The following is a 16,656-nucleotide window of genomic DNA, read 5'->3' on the forward strand; positions in this document are numbered from 1 at the left end:
CAGTGCCAGGCCGGCGAGATTGACGATCCAACTCATGATGCGTCCTCCTTTTTCTGGTGGTTCCCCGTGTCATCTCCGCCGGTTTCGCTGGAAGGGCGGAACAGGCGCAGTCGATTCGCGTTGCTCACCACGGTGATCGAGGAAAGCGACATGGCGACCCCGGCGATTATCGGTGAGAGCAGCGTGCCGGTCACGGGGTAGAGCACCCCAGCGGCGATGGGAATGCCCAGGGTGTTGTAGCCGAAGGCGCCGACCAGGTTCTGCTTGATGTTGCGCAAGGTGGCTCGGCTGATCTCGATGGCGGCGGCCACGCCGTGCAGCGAGCCGCGTACCAGGGTAATACCGGCGCTCTCGATGGCCACGTCCGTCCCCTGGCCGATGGCGAAGCCTACCTCGGCGCGGGCCAGTGCCGGGGCATCGTTGATGCCGTCGCCGACCATGCCCACGATTTCCCCCTCACGCTGCAGCCGTTCGATCTCGGCATGCTTGTCCTCGGGCAGCAGGCCGGCGCGGAAGTCGTCGATGCCGACTTCCCGAGCGATGGCGCCGGCGGTATGGGCGTTGTCGCCGGTGAGCATCACCACCTTGAGGCCATCGGCCTGCAGGCGCTTCACGGCGGCGATGGTGTCATGGCGCAAGGGGTCGCTGATGCCGAACAGCGCGGCCAGCTGGCCGTCCACCGACAGATAGACCACGGTGCGCGCCTTTTCCTCCAGTTCGGAAGCCATCTCGCGGCCGCTGGCCAGGTCGATGTCGGCTTCTTCCAATAGCCGGGCATTGCCCAGCAGCAGCGCCTTGCCGTCGGCCGTGGTCGCCTTGACCCCGCCGCCGGTGACGGTGTCGAAGTCTCGAATCTCACCGGGTTCGGCCTGTCGTTCTTCCGCGTGCGCCATCAAGGCGGCCGCCAGTGGGTGTTCGGAACCGCGCTCCAGGGCCGCCACCAGACCCAGCACCTGCCGCTCGTCCCCCTCGAGCACCTCCGATTCCGTCACTTCCGGCTTGCCTTCGGTCAGGGTGCCGGTCTTGTCCACCACCAGGGTCGTCAGCTTGCTGGCGGTCTGCAAGGCATCGCCGCTGCGCACCAGCACCCCGTGCTCGGCTGCCTTGCCCACGCCGATCATGGTGGAGATCGGTGTGGCCAGACCCAGGGCGCAGGGGCAGGCGATGATCAGTACCGTGGTGGCGGTGACCAGCATGTGGATCACCCGTGGCTCGGCACCGAAGTTGAACCAGGCCAGCGCGGTAATCACCGCGATGATCATCACCGAGGGTACGAAGACGCTCGATACCTGATCGGCCAGTTGTCCGATGGGGGGGCGCGAGTTCTGGGCGCTGGCCACCTGCTCGGTAATCTGGCCCAGTCGGGTGTCGGCACCCACGCGGGTGGCGCGGTAGACCAGCGAGCCCTTGCCGTTGACCGTGCCGGCGCTCACCTCGTCGCCCTCGCCCTTGGTCACGGGCAGGGGCTCGCCGGTGAGCATGGACTCGTCGATATGGCTCTGCCCCTCGGTCACCTCGCCGTCCACCGGCAGGCGCTCGCCGGGGCGCACGCGAATGTGATCGCCCTCGCGGACCTCATCGATCTCGATTTCGCGCTCCTCGCCATTGCGGATCACCCGCGCGGTGCGGCTCTGCAGGTCGAGCAGTCGCTTTAGGGCATCGCTGGTCCGGCCTCGCGCCCGCAGCTCGAGGGCATTGCCCAGCAGCACCAGGCCGATGACCATCGCCGAGGCCTCGAAGTAGATACCCCGGGCCACCTCGGGCAGCCAGGGACCGAAGGCCACTACCGCCATGGAGTAGACCCAGGCGGTGCCGGTGCCCATGGCGATCAGGGTGTCCATGTTCGCCTGGTGGTGCTTGAGGTTCTTCCAGGCATTGACGAAGAAGTGGCGGCCCGGGAAAACCATTATCGCCAGCGTCAACAGGCCGATCACCAGCCAATAGAGCCGGCCGGCACCGACTGGGTGGGGGTGGAAGAAGAACATGCTGGCCATCAGCGGCACGGCCAGGACCAGCGACCAGGCGCTGCCCTTCAGGCGCCGACGGTACTCCCGCTCGTCGCGCTCGGCGCGGGCCTGTTCGGCCTCGCGCATGTCGACGATGGGCTCGGCATCGTAGCCTACGTCCTGCACGGCCTCGATCAGGGCGTCCGTGTCGGCGCGGCCGCGCACCTGGGCGGTATGCGTGCCGAAGTTGACCTCTGCGCCGACAACGCCCGGCGTGCGCTCCAGGGCTTGCTGCACGCTCTTCACACAGCTTGCACAGGTCATGCCGCTGATCGAGAGTCGCTGGGCGGTGGCGCGTACGTCTGACTCTTCCGTCTGGGAATCCCTGCTCTGGTGAGCGACCTTGTCGTGCGTTTCCTCGGAGGATGACGCTTCGGGCTTCGGCTCGGAGGATGACTCGCGCTCTGATTCGGCAGCTTCCGTGGATTCAGCGGGAGGGTAGCCGGCCTGTTCCAGCAGCTGGTCCAGGGTCTCGCCTCCCAGGGCGGTGTTAATCGTCAGGCGCTTCTCATTCGGGAAACCGGCCACTTCGGCGTCCTGGTCCTCGGCCTGGATCGCCTTACGCATCCTACCGACGCAACCCTGACAGCTCATGCCCGGCACGCGGCGCTCATGATGTTGTCGGCCGGCTGTCGGATAGCCCGCATTGGCCAGCGCCTTATCCAGGTCGACATCGGCGAGGGTCGTGATGACCTCGAGGCGTTTTTCGGACGGCGTGCCGGTGATCTCGGCTTGCGGGTCTTCGGCCTGGATGGCCTGTCGCATCTTGGCCACGCAGCCCTGGCAGCTCATGCCGGGGACCTGGCGTTCCAGGGTCTGTCTGGCGTTCATCGGGCCTCCTCATTGGTCTCATGGTCGGCATCGAGCGGTTCGGGAAAGTTCTCGATCAGGCGGCAGATGCTGTGGCCGTCCGGGGTGCCGTCGGGCATCCCGTCCCAGGCGGCCAGGGCCTGTTCCATGCGCGAGGCCAGGGATTCCAGCTCGCGGATCTGCTCACGGATCTGCGGCAGTCGGTTTGCCAGCAGGTCGCGCACCATGGGGCAGGGCGAATCGCCATGATCGGCGTGGTCGAGAATGTTGCGGATCTCGGCTACGCCGAATCCCAGGGTGCGGGCCCGCTGGATGAAGCGCAGCCGGTCCAGGTCCGCCTGCCCGAACAGCTGATAGCCGTTCTCGGGATGGCGCTCAGGATGTAGGAGTCCCTCGCGGGTGTAGTGGCGCACGGTCTCGGCGGTGACGCCGGCCAGGCGTGCCAGTTCGCTGACCTTCATGGCAGGGTTCCTTGGTATGTCGTGTCGCAAGTGTAAAACCTTTGGGTAACCCATAGGTCAAGGGTTGATGCCACTCCGCCTCCCGTGGTGAATATATGGTGACTAAGTCGATGAAAGTTCGATGAATGAAACGAGTGTGCAACCAAAGTATTAGGATTTTTTGGTTTAAAACGGCCGTTTGTGCTTGATCCCGGAGGCAGGATTCGCAAACACTGCGGGTATGCCAAAGAGCAACGACAAGTTCCCAGCATTACCTACCCGAAAGGATGACGAGCCCATGCATAACAAGTTCAACAAGCTCTCCCTCGCCGTGGCGCTTGCCTCCACGGCGTTGATCGCCAGCCAGGTGTCTGCTTCCGGCTTCCAGGTCCGCGAGCAGAGCGCGAAGACGCTGTCCAACGCACTCTCCAATGCCGCCGCCGGTGCCGAGGATGCCAGCTTCATGGCCTACAATCCGGCCGCCATCGGTAATATCGACGGTAATCAGGTCGTTGGCGGGGTGGCCTATATCGACGCCAAGTTCGATTTGCAGGAGGCCGAGGCCAACAGCCTGGGAGGCGTGGTCGATTATGATCGGGGAGGCTCTCGGCAAGGGGGCGAGTCGGCTGTGGTGCCAAGCTTTGCTGCCAAGACCCAGCTCAACGAGCGGTTCGACCTGGGTCTGACCATCAATGCGCCCTATGGTCTCTCGACCAAATATGAGAAGGAGTGGATCGGCCGCTACCACGCCATCGAGACGGAGCTTGCCACCATCGACTTCCAACCGACCCTCAACTATCGGGCGTCCGATCGCCTCAACCTGGCCGTTGGTCTTCGTGCCCAGTATGCGGATGCGACCCTCTCGAATGCCATAGACTTCGGAAGCGCGGCAGCCAGGATGGGCAATCCTCTGGCTACCCCGGGACAAAACGATGTCATCGGTGAGGTGACGGGCGATGACTGGGGCTATGGCTACACGCTCGGGGCACTTTTTCAGGTCGACAACCGGACTCGCCTGGGGATCGGCTATCGTTCGGAAATCGACCTGACCCTCGATGGAGAACTCGACGTCAGAGGCACGGACCCCGTTTCGGAAGGCGCCATTGACGCAGGCCTGGTCAGTGGAACCGGTGGTAAGGCGGAGCTGACCACGCCGGCCAACCTGAATCTGGGTATCCATCACCAGTTGACCGATCGACTGGCGTTGATGGCCAATGCCGAGTGGACCGAGTGGAGCAGCTTCGACGAACTGGTGGTCGTGTTCGATGATGGTCGCGATCCGAGTCGAACCGAGGAAAACTGGAACGATACCTGGGCCTTCTCGGTAGGCGCGAATTATGCGCTGTCCCCGCAGTGGCTGCTGCGTGCCGGCCTGGGCCTGGACGAGAGCCCGGTGCCGAGTGCCGAATACCGCACTCCGCGGGTGCCGGATGCCGATCGCCAATGGGCGACCCTCGGTGCCACCTGGATGCCCAGTCCGGAGCTCGGCATCACCGCTGGTTACATGCACGTCTTCGCCGATGATGGCGATATCGATCAGCGAGCGACGCCGACCAACGAGAATGCGAGCAAGGGCAACCTCTCGGGGACCTACGAGGTCGCTGCTGACGTCTTCGCCCTCTCGGTGGACTACCGCTTCTGACCACCATCCACGCGCCTGACCTCGGGACCCGGCTTCGGCCGGGTTTCGTTGTTTAGAGCCCCAGCGCGCGGTGGATGCGGCAGGGCGGCAGTTTCGCTACAATAGGCGTCTTTTCCGTGCCGCCGGGGCCCTGGCGTCGAGCCAGGCCCCGGCGGCCATCGTTCCATCACAGACTCGGATGAGCCCCATGTTGGAAACCAACCCGATTCACCATCTCATCAAGGACCTGTCCGAGCGGACAGACGTCCTGAGGGGGTATCTTTGACTATGCCGAAAAGAAGGATCGGCTAGAGGAAGTCACCCGCGAGCTTGAGGACCCGAACGTCTGGAACGATCCGGACCACGCTCAGAAGCTTGGCAAGGAACGAGCAACGCTCGAGGCGATCGTGTCCACCATCGACGACCTCGAGCAGGGCCTCGGCGACAGCCGTGACCTGCTCGAACTCGCGGAGGGGGAGGACGACGAAGGTACCGTCGACGAGGTTCAGAAGGAGATCGAAGGGCTTCAGGCCAGCCTCGAGAAGCTCGAGTTCCGGCGCATGTTCTCCGGCGAGATGGACGAGAACAACGCCTATCTCGACATCCAGGCCGGATCCGGCGGCACCGAGGCCCAGGACTGGGCCAACATGCTGCTGCGCATGTACCTGCGTTGGGCCGAGCACCACGGCTTCAAGGCCGAGATCATCGAGGTTTCTGCCGGTGAGGTGGCGGGCATCAAGTCGGCCACCTTGCACATTCAGGGTGATTACGCCTTCGGCTGGTTGCGGACCGAGACCGGCGTGCATCGTCTGGTGCGCAAAAGCCCCTTCGACTCCGGTGGCCGCCGGCATACGTCCTTTGCTTCGGTGTTCCTGTCGCCGGAAGTGGATGACAGCTTCGAGGTCGAGATCAACCCCTCGGACCTGCGCACCGATACCTACCGCTCCAGCGGGGCCGGTGGGCAGCACGTCAACACCACGGATTCCGCCGTGCGTATCACCCACGAGCCTACCGGGATCGTGGTGGCTTGCCAGAGCCAGCGCAGCCAGCACGCCAACCGCGACTTCGCCATGAAGCAGCTCAAGGCGAAGCTGTGGGAGCTGGAGATGCAGAAGCGCACCGCAGCCAAGCAGGAGGCCGAGGAGTCCAAATCTGATATCGGCTGGGGCAGCCAGATTCGCTCCTACGTGCTGGATGACCAGCGCATCAAGGATCTGCGTACCGGCGTACAATCAAGCAACTGCGACAAGGTGCTGGACGGGGATCTGGACCAGTTTATCGTCGCCAGCCTCAAGCAAGGGCTGTAGCCCCGAGCTTCCATCCACGGGCGTACGAAGCCGCGCATGGCCGTGCCAGCCACTGGCTCACTCGAACGGTAGCAAAATGGCCAACGAGAGCCCTTCATCGGATAGCCCGCAGAATGACGAGAACCGCCTGATCGCCGAGCGTCGTGCCAAGCTGGCCGCCCGCCGTGAGCGTGCCGTCGAGACCGGCGAAAGCGCCTTTCCCAACGATTTTCGCCGTGACAGCCTGGCGGCTGGTTTGCTCGATGAGCTCGGCGGCCGCGAGAAGGCCGATCTGGAGGCGCTGGACCGTCAGGCCGCCGTATCGGGGCGCATCATGCGCAAGCGTGGGCCCTTCATCGTCATTCAGGATCCCTCTGGCACGATCCAGCTCTATGTCGACAAGAAGGGGCTGCCGGCCGAGGTGCTGGAGGACGTCAAGGGCTGGGACATCGGCGACATCGTGGCGGCCCGCGGGCCGGTGCACAAGTCGGGCAAGGGCGACCTCTACGTGATGATGGTGGAGGCGAAGCTGCTCACCAAGAGCCTGCGCCCGCTGCCCGACAAGTTCCACGGCCTCACCGACATGGAGGCGCGCTATCGCCAGCGCTACGTCGACCTGATCATGAACCCCGATTCGCGCAAGGTGTTCGAGACCCGCGCCGGGGTGATCAGCGCCATGCGACGCTTCTTCGAGGACCGCGGCTTCATGGAGGTGGAGACCCCCATGCTGCAGCCGATTCCCGGCGGCGCCACGGCGCGCCCCTTCGTCACCCACCACAATGCGCTGGACATCGACATGTACCTGCGCATCGCGCCGGAGCTCTACCTCAAGCGATTGGTGGTGGGCGGCTTTGAACGGGTCTTCGAGATCAACCGCAACTTCCGCAACGAAGGCCTCTCCACGCGCCACAACCCCGAATTCACCATGATCGAGTTCTATCAGGCCCATGCGGACCACAACGACCTGATGGATCTCACCGAGGAGATGCTGCGCAGCGTGACCCGCAAGGTGCTGGGCACCACCACGGTGGTAAATACCGTGCGCAGCGGCGAAGACGAGGTGCTCGAGACCTTCGAGTACGACTTCGGCCAGCCGCTGCGGCGGATCACGGTGTTCGATGCCATCCTCGAGTTCAACCCGGAGATCCATGCCGAGGCCCTGGCCGACGAGTCCGCCGCGCGCCAGATCGCCGAGCGCCTGGACATCGACGTCAAGGACGGCTGGGGGCTGGGCAAGGTCCAGATCGAGATCTTCGAGAAGACCGTGGAGCATCGCCTCAATCAGCCCACCTTCATCACCGAGTACCCCACCGAGGTGAGCCCGCTGGCGCGGCGCAAGGACGCCAATCCCTTCGTCACCGAGCGCTTCGAGTTCTTCGTCGGTGGCCGCGAGATCGCCAACGGCTTCTCGGAGCTCAACGACGCCGAGGACCAGGCCGAACGCTTCCGCGCCCAGGCCGCCGAGAAGGAAGCCGGCGACCTGGAGGCAATGTACTACGACGCCGATTACGTGCGGGCGCTGGAGGTCGGCCTGCCACCCACCGCCGGCGAGGGCATCGGCATCGACCGGCTGGTGATGCTGTTCACCGACAGCGCCTCCATCCGCGATGTGCTGCTCTTTCCGGCCATGCGCCCAGAAGTTGATTGATAGGTGGTGAGTTGAGGGGCGCCGGGGGTAGGTCGAAGAGGAGGTCCTACGCCAGGGATGGCGTCGGTAGCGCCCAGGGAAGGGTTTACAGCGCCTCCTCGTAGACCTTCCGCCGGATCAGCCCCGTCCCGGTGTCTCTATGATGGGAAGTGTTGGTAACCGGGGCGGCCAGCACCCATAATGGTCGTCGTTTCGACGTCGAGGAGACCGTGATGAAACTGCTCAACCGCTCCGCCCTGAGCGTCAGGCCGACCCGGCATTTCGTGGACTGGATCAATGCGCTCGAACCCACGATGGAGGGCGATGACCTGACCCTGGCCGACGTCGAGCGCGAAAGCACCGTCTACCTGATCCCGGAGATGGATACGCCCGAGGCCCTGGAGGCCTTCGTGCACGAGCGCTACCTCGAAATCCTCGAGACCGAACTGCGGGCCTGGGAAGAAGACGAGCGCCAGTGGCCGGAGGCCCTGGACTGGGCGCTTTTCCAGCGCTTCCTGCAGGTCGAGCACAGCTATCTGGCCATCGACCTCGACAATGAGGCGGCGCTGGAGATCTCCGAGGTGGATGACGCCCTCCTCCTGGAGACGGATCAGGACTGACCTTACCCGCCTGGCATCGAACAGGGGAAACCGGCTTCGGCCGGTTTCCTCGTTAAGGACCCCGCAACGAGGGAAGCAAGATGAGTCGACTCTTCGCGACCCGCCCTGGCGACGATGGCCTGCCGGGCCCCGAGCGGCGCCTGGCGGTGCTGGCGCTGGTCCTCGGCACCCTGATGGCGGTGGTCGACACCACCATGGTCAATATCGCGCTGCCTTCCATCGCGACCGACCTCGGGGTCTCCGCCTCCCGCGTGGTCTGGGTCACCAACCTCTTCCAGGTCGTCTGTGCCGCCTTCCTGCTGGTCTTTGCCGCCCTCAGCGAACTGGTCAGTCGTCGGCGACTTTATGTCGCCGGGTTGGCGCTGTTCACCCTGGCTGCCCTGGGTAGCGCCCTGTCGCCGAACCTGGAGACCCTGCTGCTGTTCCGGGCCCTGCAGGGCCTGGGTGCTGCGGCGACGCTCTCCATCGGCCCGTCGCTCTACCGCTCGATCTTTCCCTCGCGTCTGCTCGGCAGCGCCCTGGGGCTCTCCGCCCTGGTGGTGGCCGGTGGCTACGCCGCCGGGCCGACCCTCGGTGGACTGGTGCTCTCCGTGGCTGACTGGTCCTGGCTGTTCGCCCTGCATGTGCCGCTGGGGATCTGCTCCTTCTGGCTGGCCTGGCGGGCTTTGCCTCGCGAGGCGGGGCGGCGCGATGGCTTCGACTGGCGCGGGGCGCTGTGCTCGGTGGCCATGCTGGCCGGGCTCTTTCTCGGCCTGGACGGCCTTGGCCACGGGGCCCCAGCCTGGCAGGTACTCGCCTGGCTGACACTGAGCCTGCTCAGTGCCGTACTCTTCCTGCAGCGCCAGCGCCGAGCCCGCCACCCGCTGCTGCCGCTCTCGCTGTTTGCCGAGCGACGCTTCACGCTGGCGGTCTCGGCCTCGGGGCTCGCCTTCGTCGGCCAGGGCCTGGCCTTCGTGGCGCTCTCGTTCCTTTACCAGCAGGAGATGGGCTTCACGCCGCTGGAAACGGCCTGGATGTTCACGCCCTGGCCGCTGGCGATCATGATCGTGGGTCCACTGGCCGGGCAACTGGCCGACCGGATCAACCCCAGCCTGCTCTCCAGTAGCGGTCTGGTGATGCTGCTGCTGGGCCTGGCCGCCCTGGCCGGGCTCGATGCCGAGGCCGGCGTGGTGGATAGCCTGTGGCGCACGGGGCTTTGCGGGCTGGGCTTCGGGCTTTTCCAGCCGCCCAACAACCGCGAGATGATGGCCAGTGTGCCCCGCGAGCGCAGTGCCAGCGCCTCCGGCGTGATGAGCACGACCCGCACGGTGGGCCAATCGCTGGGCGTCGCCCTGGTGGGGGCCTTCCTGGCCGCCGGGGCGCCGGTGCAGGCGACCCTCTGGGCGGGCGCGGGGGCCTGTGTGCTGTCGCTCGCGGCGAGCCTGGGGCGGGTGTCGCTGGCTGGGCGGGCCCAGCGCGAGGCGCGCCGTACCGAGCCGCTGCGGGCGTCGTCGGACCCGGACTGAAGGCGTACAATGGATCCATCACTCACACAGCATCGGAACCTCGACATGAGCACCCAGGCCACCATCGAAGACAAGCTCAGGGCCCTCGAGCCCGCCTTCCTGGCCGTGGAGAACGAGAGCCACCGGCATAACGTGCCGCCGAACTCCGAGACCCACTTCAAGGTTACCCTGGTCGCCTCGCGCTTCGAGGGGCTGATGCCGGTCAAGCGGCACCAGCAGGTCTATGCGTTGCTCGCCGATGAGCTTGCCGGCCCCGTCCACGCCCTGGCGCTCCATCTCTTCACGCCCCAGGAGTGGGAAGCCAGCGGCCGCTCCCGTCCCGACTCCCCCGACTGCCGGGGCGGCAGTCAGTCGTGACCCCGGAGCCGCAGCGCCTGCAGTACCTGGAGGCCATGGGCCTGACGGCCTGGGTCTCCCGCTATCGCCTGCCCAATGCCCTGGCCACGCCGGCCTGTGAGTGGGAGGCCGCCGCGCTGGTGGCCGAGGGGCGCCGCGCCCCGGGGGAGCGGCTGCATGCGCTGCTCGACGAGGCCGCCGAGGCGCAGACCGCCGCCCCGCGACCGGCCCCCGCCGAGCCCGAACCGCGTCACCGTCCCGCGGCCGGCAAGGCTCGCGCGCTGCTCGGCGACCTGGTGCTCCCCGACGAGCAGGACGCCACGCTCGAGGCGCAACGCCCGGGTCCCGAGCGTCACGGCGGGGAGGCGCTGCGCTTCACCCTGCAGGTGGCCTGCCTGGATGGCCGCTGGCTGATCTTGCTGCCCGGGGAGGTGCCGCCCGGCAGCGTGGAGCTACGCCTGCTGCGCCACCTGCTGCAGGCCGCCGGTGTGGTGCCCGAACAGATGCCGGCCTTCGAGGCCTTCCGCTGGCCCCAGGTGGAAGGGCTGCCGGTGGAGGCGCCGCTGGAGGAGGCTCGCGAGGGCCTACAGGCCTTCCTTGCCGGTCGACAGCGGCGCGGATGGGTACCGGAACGGCTGCTGGTGTTCGGGGAGGACAAGACCCTCGACGAGCTGCTGACCCTCGCCGATGGTCACTGCCCGCTGTTGGCGCTGCCGGCCTGGCAGGGACCTGCGCTTGGCGAGCTGGCCGGCAGTGCCGAGGCCAAGCGCGCCCTCTGGCCGCGGATAGCCGGCTGGGGAGATGCCTGGCAGGCGGGCCGTGAGCCCGGCTGAGGCGGTGCGGCGGCTGGGCCCCGACGACCTGGCGATGCTTTCGGCCCTGGAGCAGGCCGCCAGCCCTGACCCCTGGACGCAAGGCCAGCTGCAGGCGGCGCTGGCCGACCCCGACACCCGGGTGTTCGGCATCGAGGACGAGGCGTGCCTGGTCGGTCATGCGGTGGTGGTGCGGCTGCCCTTCGATGCGGAGTTGCAGGCGATTCTGGTGGCGGAGGAAGCGCGTCGCCGAGGGCTGGCGGGGCGGCTGCTGACGGCGGTGGTCGACCAGGCATGTACCTGGCGAAGTGAGCGATTGCTGCTGGAGGTAAGGGCGGGCAACGAGCAGGCCCTTGGCCTGTATCGGCGTGCGGGGTTCGGTGAGGACGGCCGGCGCCGCGGTTACTACTCCAGCGGCGAAGTAGGCCGGCGAGAGGACGCGTTGCTGATGTCGCTCCCGCTGGCCTGATGTCGCCTCAGCTGCTGGTCGTCGTCTCGACCTCGTCGAATTTCCCCAGCAGCGCGGAGAGCCGGCGCTCCCACTCCTCGCGCTCCTGTTTCAGGCGAGCGTTTTCCTCGCGTAGCTCCTCGGCTTCCATTCTCATCAACTCCAGGGCCTCGACGGCGCTGGTGACTTTCTGTTCGAGCTGGTTGAAGAGTTCGTTACTCATCCTGTTCTCCTGGCGACATCCTGCGGGTGGGGCGTGCCCGTTGGCTTCCTTCAGCGCGCAGCGTAACGCCGCGGTCGGGGCTCAGCAAGCGTCACCGTCCGACTACCCCGAGCAAGGCGGATGCCGGCGGTAGAGCCGCCCGGTGCTGTCACCGGCACGCACCTCGCGGTGGAGTTGCCAACTGGTGGGTACTTCGGGCTCGAGCGCCGACTCGGTTTCCACATAGACGAGAGCGTCCTCGGCGAGCCAGCCTGCCTCAAGAGTCTTGCAGCAGGTCTCGGCGAGTTCCTGGCGGAAGGGTGGGTCGAGGAATACCAGCGAGAAGGGGGTGGGAGCGTAAGAGAGGAACGCCAGCACATCGGTGGTGACCAGGCGTCCGCGTTCGGTGGCTCCCAGCGTCTCGAGGTTGTCGGCAAGCTGACGTGCCACTCGAGGGTCACGCTCGACGAACACCGCCTGCCGGGCGCCCCGCGAGAGGGCTTCCAGGCCGAGCGCCCCGGTGCCTGCGAAGAGGTCGAGAACTCGCGCGCCGGGCGTGGCGCTGGCTAGCCAGTTGAACAGCGTCTCGCGCACCCGGTCGGGGGTGGGGCGCAGCCCCGGGTGGTCGAGCACCGGCAACTGACGGCGCCGGTACTCGCCCCCGATCAGGCGCAGCCGTCCGGGGTTCCGGCGGCCGGCGTTCCGGCGGCCGGCGCCCTGGGGTGCGTTGGCGGCCGGCTTGCCGGGCTTGCTGGAAGGGGAGCGGCGTCGTGTCATGGGGGCGGATTGTACCCGCCGGCTTGTCCACAGTCATGGTGCGCGATGGTAGGATGAGACGATTCGTTCATCCGTGAGGCGTGATCCCCCCATGTTCGGTATTTTCAAGCGCAAGAAGCAGCAGGACGGGCAGCAGACGACACCGGAACAGGAGGCCGAGCGCCAGTCGGAAGAGCGAGCGGCAGACGACACCACCGAGTCCGCGCCGGCGACGGAAGCTCCTGACGAGGTCGAGGAATCCGCATCCGGCAGTCAGCCGGCGAAGTCGCCCGAGCCGGCCCGGGACGAGGCTCCCGAACCCGAACCGGCGCCCCGGAAGCCGGCCGTCGACACTACGCCTGCCCCCGAGCCTTCACGATCCAAGGCGGCCCTGCAGGAGAAGCCCGTGGCCGACAAGAAGGGCTGGTTCTCTCGCATCCGTGCCGGGCTTGGCAAGACGCGTGCCAACCTCACCGATGGCTTGGCCGACCTCTTCATGGGCCGCAAGCAGATCGACGACGACCTCATGGAAGAGCTCGAGACCCAGCTGCTGATGGCGGACGTGGGCATCGAGGCTACCACCGAGATCATCGACCGGCTCACCGAGCGGGTCTCACGCAAGGAGCTCAAGGAGCCCCAGGCGCTCTACCGGGCCCTGCAGGAGGAGCTCGCGACGATGCTCGAGCCGGTCGCTCAACCGCTGGCGCTGCCGCCGAAGGGCGAGGGGCCCTTCGTGATTCTGGTGGTGGGCGTCAACGGCGTGGGCAAGACCACCACCATCGGCAAGCTGACTCAGCGCTTCCAGCGCGAGGGGCGCAGCGTGATGCTGGCTGCCGGTGATACCTTCCGGGCGGCGGCGGTGGAGCAGCTCAAGGTGTGGGGCGAGCGCAACGACGTGCCGGTGATCGCCCAGCACACCGGGGCCGATAGCGCTTCGGTGATCTTCGATGCCGTGTCGGCCGCCAAGGCGCGGGGCGTCGACGTACTGATCGCCGATACCGCCGGCCGCCTGCACAACAAGGCTCATTTGATGGAGGAGCTCAAGAAGGTTCGTCGGGTGATGGGCAAGGTCGACGATAGCGCCCCCCATGAGGTGATGCTGGTGCTCGATGCCGGGACCGGCCAGAACGCCCTCGCTCAGGCCTCGACCTTCAACGAGGCGGTGCCGGTCACCGGCATCACCCTGACCAAGCTCGATGGCACGGCCAAGGGGGGCATCATCTTCGCCCTGGCCCGCCAGCTCGGCACGCCCATCCGCTTCATCGGCGTCGGCGAATCCCTGGATGACCTGCGTCCTTTCGTGGCCGGTGAGTTCGTCGATGCCCTGTTCGACCGTGAGCCGGTGTCGGCCGAGTCATGATCGCCTTCGAGCACGTCGGTAAGCGCTACGGGGGGCGCTTCGAGGCGCTCGCCAATATCGATTTCCGAGTGCGGCGTGGCGAGATGGTCTTCCTCACCGGCCATTCCGGTGCAGGCAAGAGTTCGCTGCTGCGCCTGATCATGCGTCTGGAGCGACCCAGCCGCGGCCGGGTGCGGGTGGCGGGCCATGACATCGACCGCCTGCACCACAGCCAGATTCCCTTCTACCGTCGCCAGATCGGAGTGGTCTTCCAGGACCACCAGCTGCTCTTCGATCGCTCGATCTTCCACAACGTTGCCTTGCCATTGGAGATCCAGGGGGTCGAGCACCGTGAGGCGGCGCGGCGGGTGAGGGCATCGCTGGACAAGGTGGGGCTGCTGCACCGCGAGGCCGCATTGCCCATCGAGCTTTCCGGCGGAGAGCAACAGCGGGTCGGCATTGCCCGGGCGGTGGTCAACAAGCCAGCGCTGCTGCTTGCCGACGAGCCTACCGGCAACCTTGATCCCCAGCTTTCCGCTGACATCATGACGCTGTTCGAGGACTTCAACCGCATCGGTACTACCGTGATGGTCGCCAGCCACGATCTGGCGCTGATCGCTCGGCTGCGTCATCGCACCCTGCGGCTCCATGATGGCCGTCTGGTGGCCGACGAGGAGGTCGCATGAGCCGCGAATCCCCCCCTTCACCCCGGGGGGCGCACACACACCGGCCGACAAGCGGCGTCCGCTGGCGGGCCTGGGCGCGCCACCACCGCACCATGGCCGTCGACAGTGGCCGGCGCCTGCTGCGCCGGCCACTGGGCAGCCTGCTGACGATGCTGGCCATTGCCATCGCCCTGGTGCTGCCCGCAGGGCTCTGGCTGACACTGGACAGCGCACGTCTGCTCGATGCCGAGCTGGAGGAGAGCGCGACCCTCACCGCCTACCTTGAGATCGGGATCGAAGAGGGCGAGGCCGGGCGTATCGAGGAAGCGCTGGCCGCCCAGGAGGGGGTGGCCGGTACCCGGTTGATCACCGCCGCCGAGGGCATGGCCGAGTTCCAGCAGGCGTTGGGCCTCCGCGATGCCCTGACGCGACTCGAGAGCAACCCCCTGCCGGCCAGTGTCGTGGTGCGCCCCGCGGACCCTGATCCCGAGGCCGTGCGAAAGCTCGCCGAGACACTCGAGGGCATCCCCGGGGTCGATGAGGTGCGCCTGGATCTCGCCTGGCTGGAGCGCTTGCGCCACCTCGCCGAGCTGGGCCAGCGGTTTACCCTGGCCCTGGGTGTGCTGTTCGGGCTGGGGGTGCTGCTGGTGGTGGGCAATACCATCCGGCTCGCCGTGGAGAATCGCCGCCAGGAAATCGAGGTGGTGACGCTGATCGGTGCCACCCATGCCTTCGTGCGTCGTCCCTTTCTTTACAGCGGGGCCTGGTTCGGGCTGGGCGGCGGCCTGCTGGCCTGGGGCCTGTTGACGCTGGGCAGCGACTGGCTCTCGGCACCGGTCTCGGCCCTGGCGGCGAGCTATGGGGCCAGTTTCCACCTGCCGCGGCTGGGCCCCGAGGGGTCTACAATATTGCTCGGTTGTAGTACACTACTTGGCTGGCTAGGTGCCTGGATAGCCGTGAATCGGCACTTGGCTGAGATCCGGCCTCGCTGAGGCGAGCGCCGGCCGGAATCCACCGCGTGTCGGGCATCAGGACCGGAACTTTCGTCGATTATCGCCGTCCTAGTCGACAGTCATTTAAGCGAACATTATTTACTGCATTGCGACAGCATCGGGCGTGATACGCACAGCGACATATGTTGGGCTTCTAAGGAGACGACCGTGTCACTATGAACACCAGTCTTCTGCCGGTGGGTCAACTCTCCCCGGGTCATGACCTGAACGGTTACATCCAGGCGGTCAATGGTATCCCCATGCTGACCGTCGACGAGGAGCGCGAGCTGGCCTTTCGCCTGCACGACGAGGGTGACCTCGAAGCGGCGCGCCGGCTGGTGCTTTCGCATCTGCGTTTCGTCGTCTATATCGCCCGCAGCTATTCCGGCTACGGTCTGCCCCAGGCCGACCTCATTCAGGAAGGCAACGTTGGCCTGATGAAGGCCGTTAAGCGCTTTGATCCCAACCAGGGGGTGCGGCTCGTCTCCTTCGCCGTGCACTGGATCAAGGCCGAGATCCACGAGTTCGTGCTGCGCAACTGGCGAATCGTCAAGATCGCCACCACCAAGGCTCAACGAAAGCTGTTCTTCAACCTGCGGGGTGCCAAGAAGCGCCTGGCCTGGCTGAACAGCGACGAGGTCGAGGCCATCGCCAAGGATCTCGACGTCAAGCCCGAGGTGGTGCGCGAGATGGAAGGTCGCCTGTCGGCTCACGATGCCGGCTTTGATGCCTCGCCCGGGGAGGACGACGAGTCCGCCTATCAGGCGCCGGTGCACTTCCTCGACGACAGCAGCGCTGATCCGGCCACCCAGCTCTGGAGGACGGCCGACTGGGAAGCAGGTCACGAACAACGGCCTGCAGCTGGCCCTGGACGAGCTCGACGAGCGTTCGCGGGACATCCTGCAGCGTCGTTGGCTGGGGGATGACAAGGCCACCCTGCACGAGCTGGCCGACGTTTACGGCGTCTCCGCCGAGCGTATCCGCCAGCTCGAGAAGAACGCCATGAAGAAGATCCGCCAGCAGATCGGCGGCGCCCTGGCGGCCTGATCGCCGGTAGCGCCAAGCCACAAGCGCCGAGCCACAAGCGCCGAGCCACAAGCGCCGAGCCACAAGCGCCGAGCCACAAGCGCCGAGCCACAAGCGCCGAGCCACAAGCGCCGAGCCACAAGCGCCGAGCGAGAAGCGCCGAGC

General features: G+C 66.5%; 16 protein-coding genes and 1 pseudogene. 12 read left to right on the forward strand and 5 right to left on the reverse strand.

Annotated features, from left to right (window positions below; translation table 11 throughout):
* Positions 1-32: 32 nt before the first annotated feature.
* Together U5L98_RS17035 and U5L98_RS17040 are read right to left on the reverse strand one after the other, a co-directional pair.
* Positions 33-2,600 carry a heavy metal translocating P-type ATPase gene (locus tag U5L98_RS17035; protein WP_322559466.1) on the reverse strand — a complete coding sequence of 856 codons (2,568 nt, stop codon included), beginning with the start codon at positions 2,598-2,600 and terminating at the stop codon, positions 33-35.
* Between the two features lie 233 nt (positions 2,601-2,833).
* The gene (locus tag U5L98_RS17040; RefSeq protein ID WP_322559447.1) at positions 2,834-3,277 is read right to left on the reverse strand and encodes a MerR family transcriptional regulator; all 444 of its coding nucleotides are present in this window, start codon (positions 3,275-3,277) and stop codon (positions 2,834-2,836) included.
* A 277-nt stretch (positions 3,278-3,554) separates the two neighbouring features.
* On the opposite strand from U5L98_RS17040, the gene U5L98_RS17045 reads away from it, so the two are divergent.
* The 8 genes from U5L98_RS17045 to rimI all read left to right on the forward strand — a co-directional run bounded on the left by U5L98_RS17045 (position 3,555) and on the right by rimI (position 11,532).
* Positions 3,555-4,898: an OmpP1/FadL family transporter gene (locus U5L98_RS17045; protein WP_322559448.1), complete on the forward strand. Its 1,344-nt coding sequence runs from the start codon at positions 3,555-3,557 to the stop codon at positions 4,896-4,898.
* Positions 4,899-5,088: 190 nt separating this feature from the next.
* A protein-coding gene (prfB, locus tag U5L98_RS17050) for a peptide chain release factor 2 (RefSeq protein WP_322559467.1) occupies positions 5,089-6,184 on the forward strand; the annotation gives its coding sequence in 2 pieces (ribosomal slippage) (positions 5,089-5,160 and positions 5,162-6,184; 1,095 coding nt in all).
* A 76-nt stretch (positions 6,185-6,260) separates the two neighbouring features.
* Positions 6,261-7,811: a lysine--tRNA ligase gene (gene lysS, locus U5L98_RS17055; RefSeq protein WP_322559449.1), complete on the forward strand. Its 1,551-nt coding sequence runs from the start codon at positions 6,261-6,263 to the stop codon at positions 7,809-7,811.
* A 212-nt stretch (positions 7,812-8,023) separates the two neighbouring features.
* Positions 8,024-8,410 (forward strand): hypothetical protein, encoded by a 387-nt coding sequence (locus tag U5L98_RS17060; RefSeq protein ID WP_151443534.1) that lies wholly within the window; start codon positions 8,024-8,026, stop codon positions 8,408-8,410.
* 80 nt (positions 8,411-8,490) lie between these two features.
* Positions 8,491-9,915: an MFS transporter gene (locus U5L98_RS17065; protein ID WP_322559450.1), complete on the forward strand. Its 1,425-nt coding sequence runs from the start codon at positions 8,491-8,493 to the stop codon at positions 9,913-9,915.
* Positions 9,916-9,960: 45 nt separating this feature from the next.
* Entirely contained in the window at positions 9,961-10,272 is a 312-nt protein-coding gene (locus U5L98_RS17070) for a BolA family protein (RefSeq protein WP_322559451.1), read from the forward strand.
* Entirely contained in the window at positions 10,269-11,084 is an 816-nt protein-coding gene (locus tag U5L98_RS17075) for a hypothetical protein (RefSeq protein WP_322559452.1), read from the forward strand. Before U5L98_RS17070 ends, U5L98_RS17075 begins: the two co-directional genes overlap by 4 nt.
* The gene (rimI, locus tag U5L98_RS17080) at positions 11,071-11,532 is read left to right on the forward strand and encodes a ribosomal protein S18-alanine N-acetyltransferase (RefSeq protein ID WP_322559453.1); all 462 of its coding nucleotides are present in this window, start codon (positions 11,071-11,073) and stop codon (positions 11,530-11,532) included. Before U5L98_RS17075 ends, rimI begins: the two co-directional genes overlap by 14 nt.
* A 7-nt stretch (positions 11,533-11,539) precedes the next feature.
* Here rimI and U5L98_RS17085 read toward each other — a convergent pair whose 3' ends face one another.
* Both U5L98_RS17085 and rsmD read right to left on the reverse strand, forming a co-directional pair.
* Positions 11,540-11,734 carry a cell division protein ZapB gene (locus tag U5L98_RS17085; protein ID WP_151443541.1) on the reverse strand — a complete coding sequence of 65 codons (195 nt, stop codon included), beginning with the start codon at positions 11,732-11,734 and terminating at the stop codon, positions 11,540-11,542.
* Between the two features lie 102 nt (positions 11,735-11,836).
* Positions 11,837-12,490: a 16S rRNA (guanine(966)-N(2))-methyltransferase RsmD gene (rsmD, locus tag U5L98_RS17090; protein ID WP_322559454.1), complete on the reverse strand. Its 654-nt coding sequence runs from the start codon at positions 12,488-12,490 to the stop codon at positions 11,837-11,839.
* A gap of 91 nt (positions 12,491-12,581) precedes the next feature.
* On the opposite strand from rsmD, the gene ftsY reads away from it, so the two are divergent.
* From ftsY to rpoH, 4 genes and pseudogenes are all read left to right on the forward strand, one after another.
* Complete coding sequence (gene ftsY, locus U5L98_RS17095; RefSeq protein ID WP_322559455.1) at positions 12,582-13,829, forward strand: signal recognition particle-docking protein FtsY; 1,248 nt, start codon at positions 12,582-12,584, stop codon at positions 13,827-13,829.
* Complete coding sequence (gene ftsE, locus U5L98_RS17100; RefSeq protein ID WP_322559456.1) at positions 13,826-14,494, forward strand: cell division ATP-binding protein FtsE; 669 nt, start codon at positions 13,826-13,828, stop codon at positions 14,492-14,494. Before ftsY ends, ftsE begins: the two co-directional genes overlap by 4 nt.
* Complete coding sequence (gene ftsX / locus U5L98_RS17105) at positions 14,491-15,465, forward strand: permease-like cell division protein FtsX (RefSeq protein ID WP_322559457.1); 975 nt, start codon at positions 14,491-14,493, stop codon at positions 15,463-15,465. The genes ftsE and ftsX overlap by 4 nt, the downstream gene beginning before the upstream one ends.
* Before the next feature lie 176 nt (positions 15,466-15,641).
* Positions 15,642-16,512: pseudogene (gene rpoH / locus U5L98_RS17110) on the forward strand (RNA polymerase sigma factor RpoH).
* Here the strand turns inward: rpoH and U5L98_RS17115 are convergent.
* A partial coding sequence (locus U5L98_RS17115) for a hypothetical protein (RefSeq protein WP_322559468.1) occupies positions 16,422-16,656 on the reverse strand: 235 nt, incomplete at its 5' end. The pseudogene rpoH and the gene U5L98_RS17115 sit on opposite strands and share 91 nt — an antisense overlap.

Origin of the sequence: Halomonas sp. (assembly GCF_034520545.1) — a bacterium.
Taxonomy (GTDB): domain Bacteria; phylum Pseudomonadota; class Gammaproteobacteria; order Pseudomonadales; family Halomonadaceae; genus Halomonas.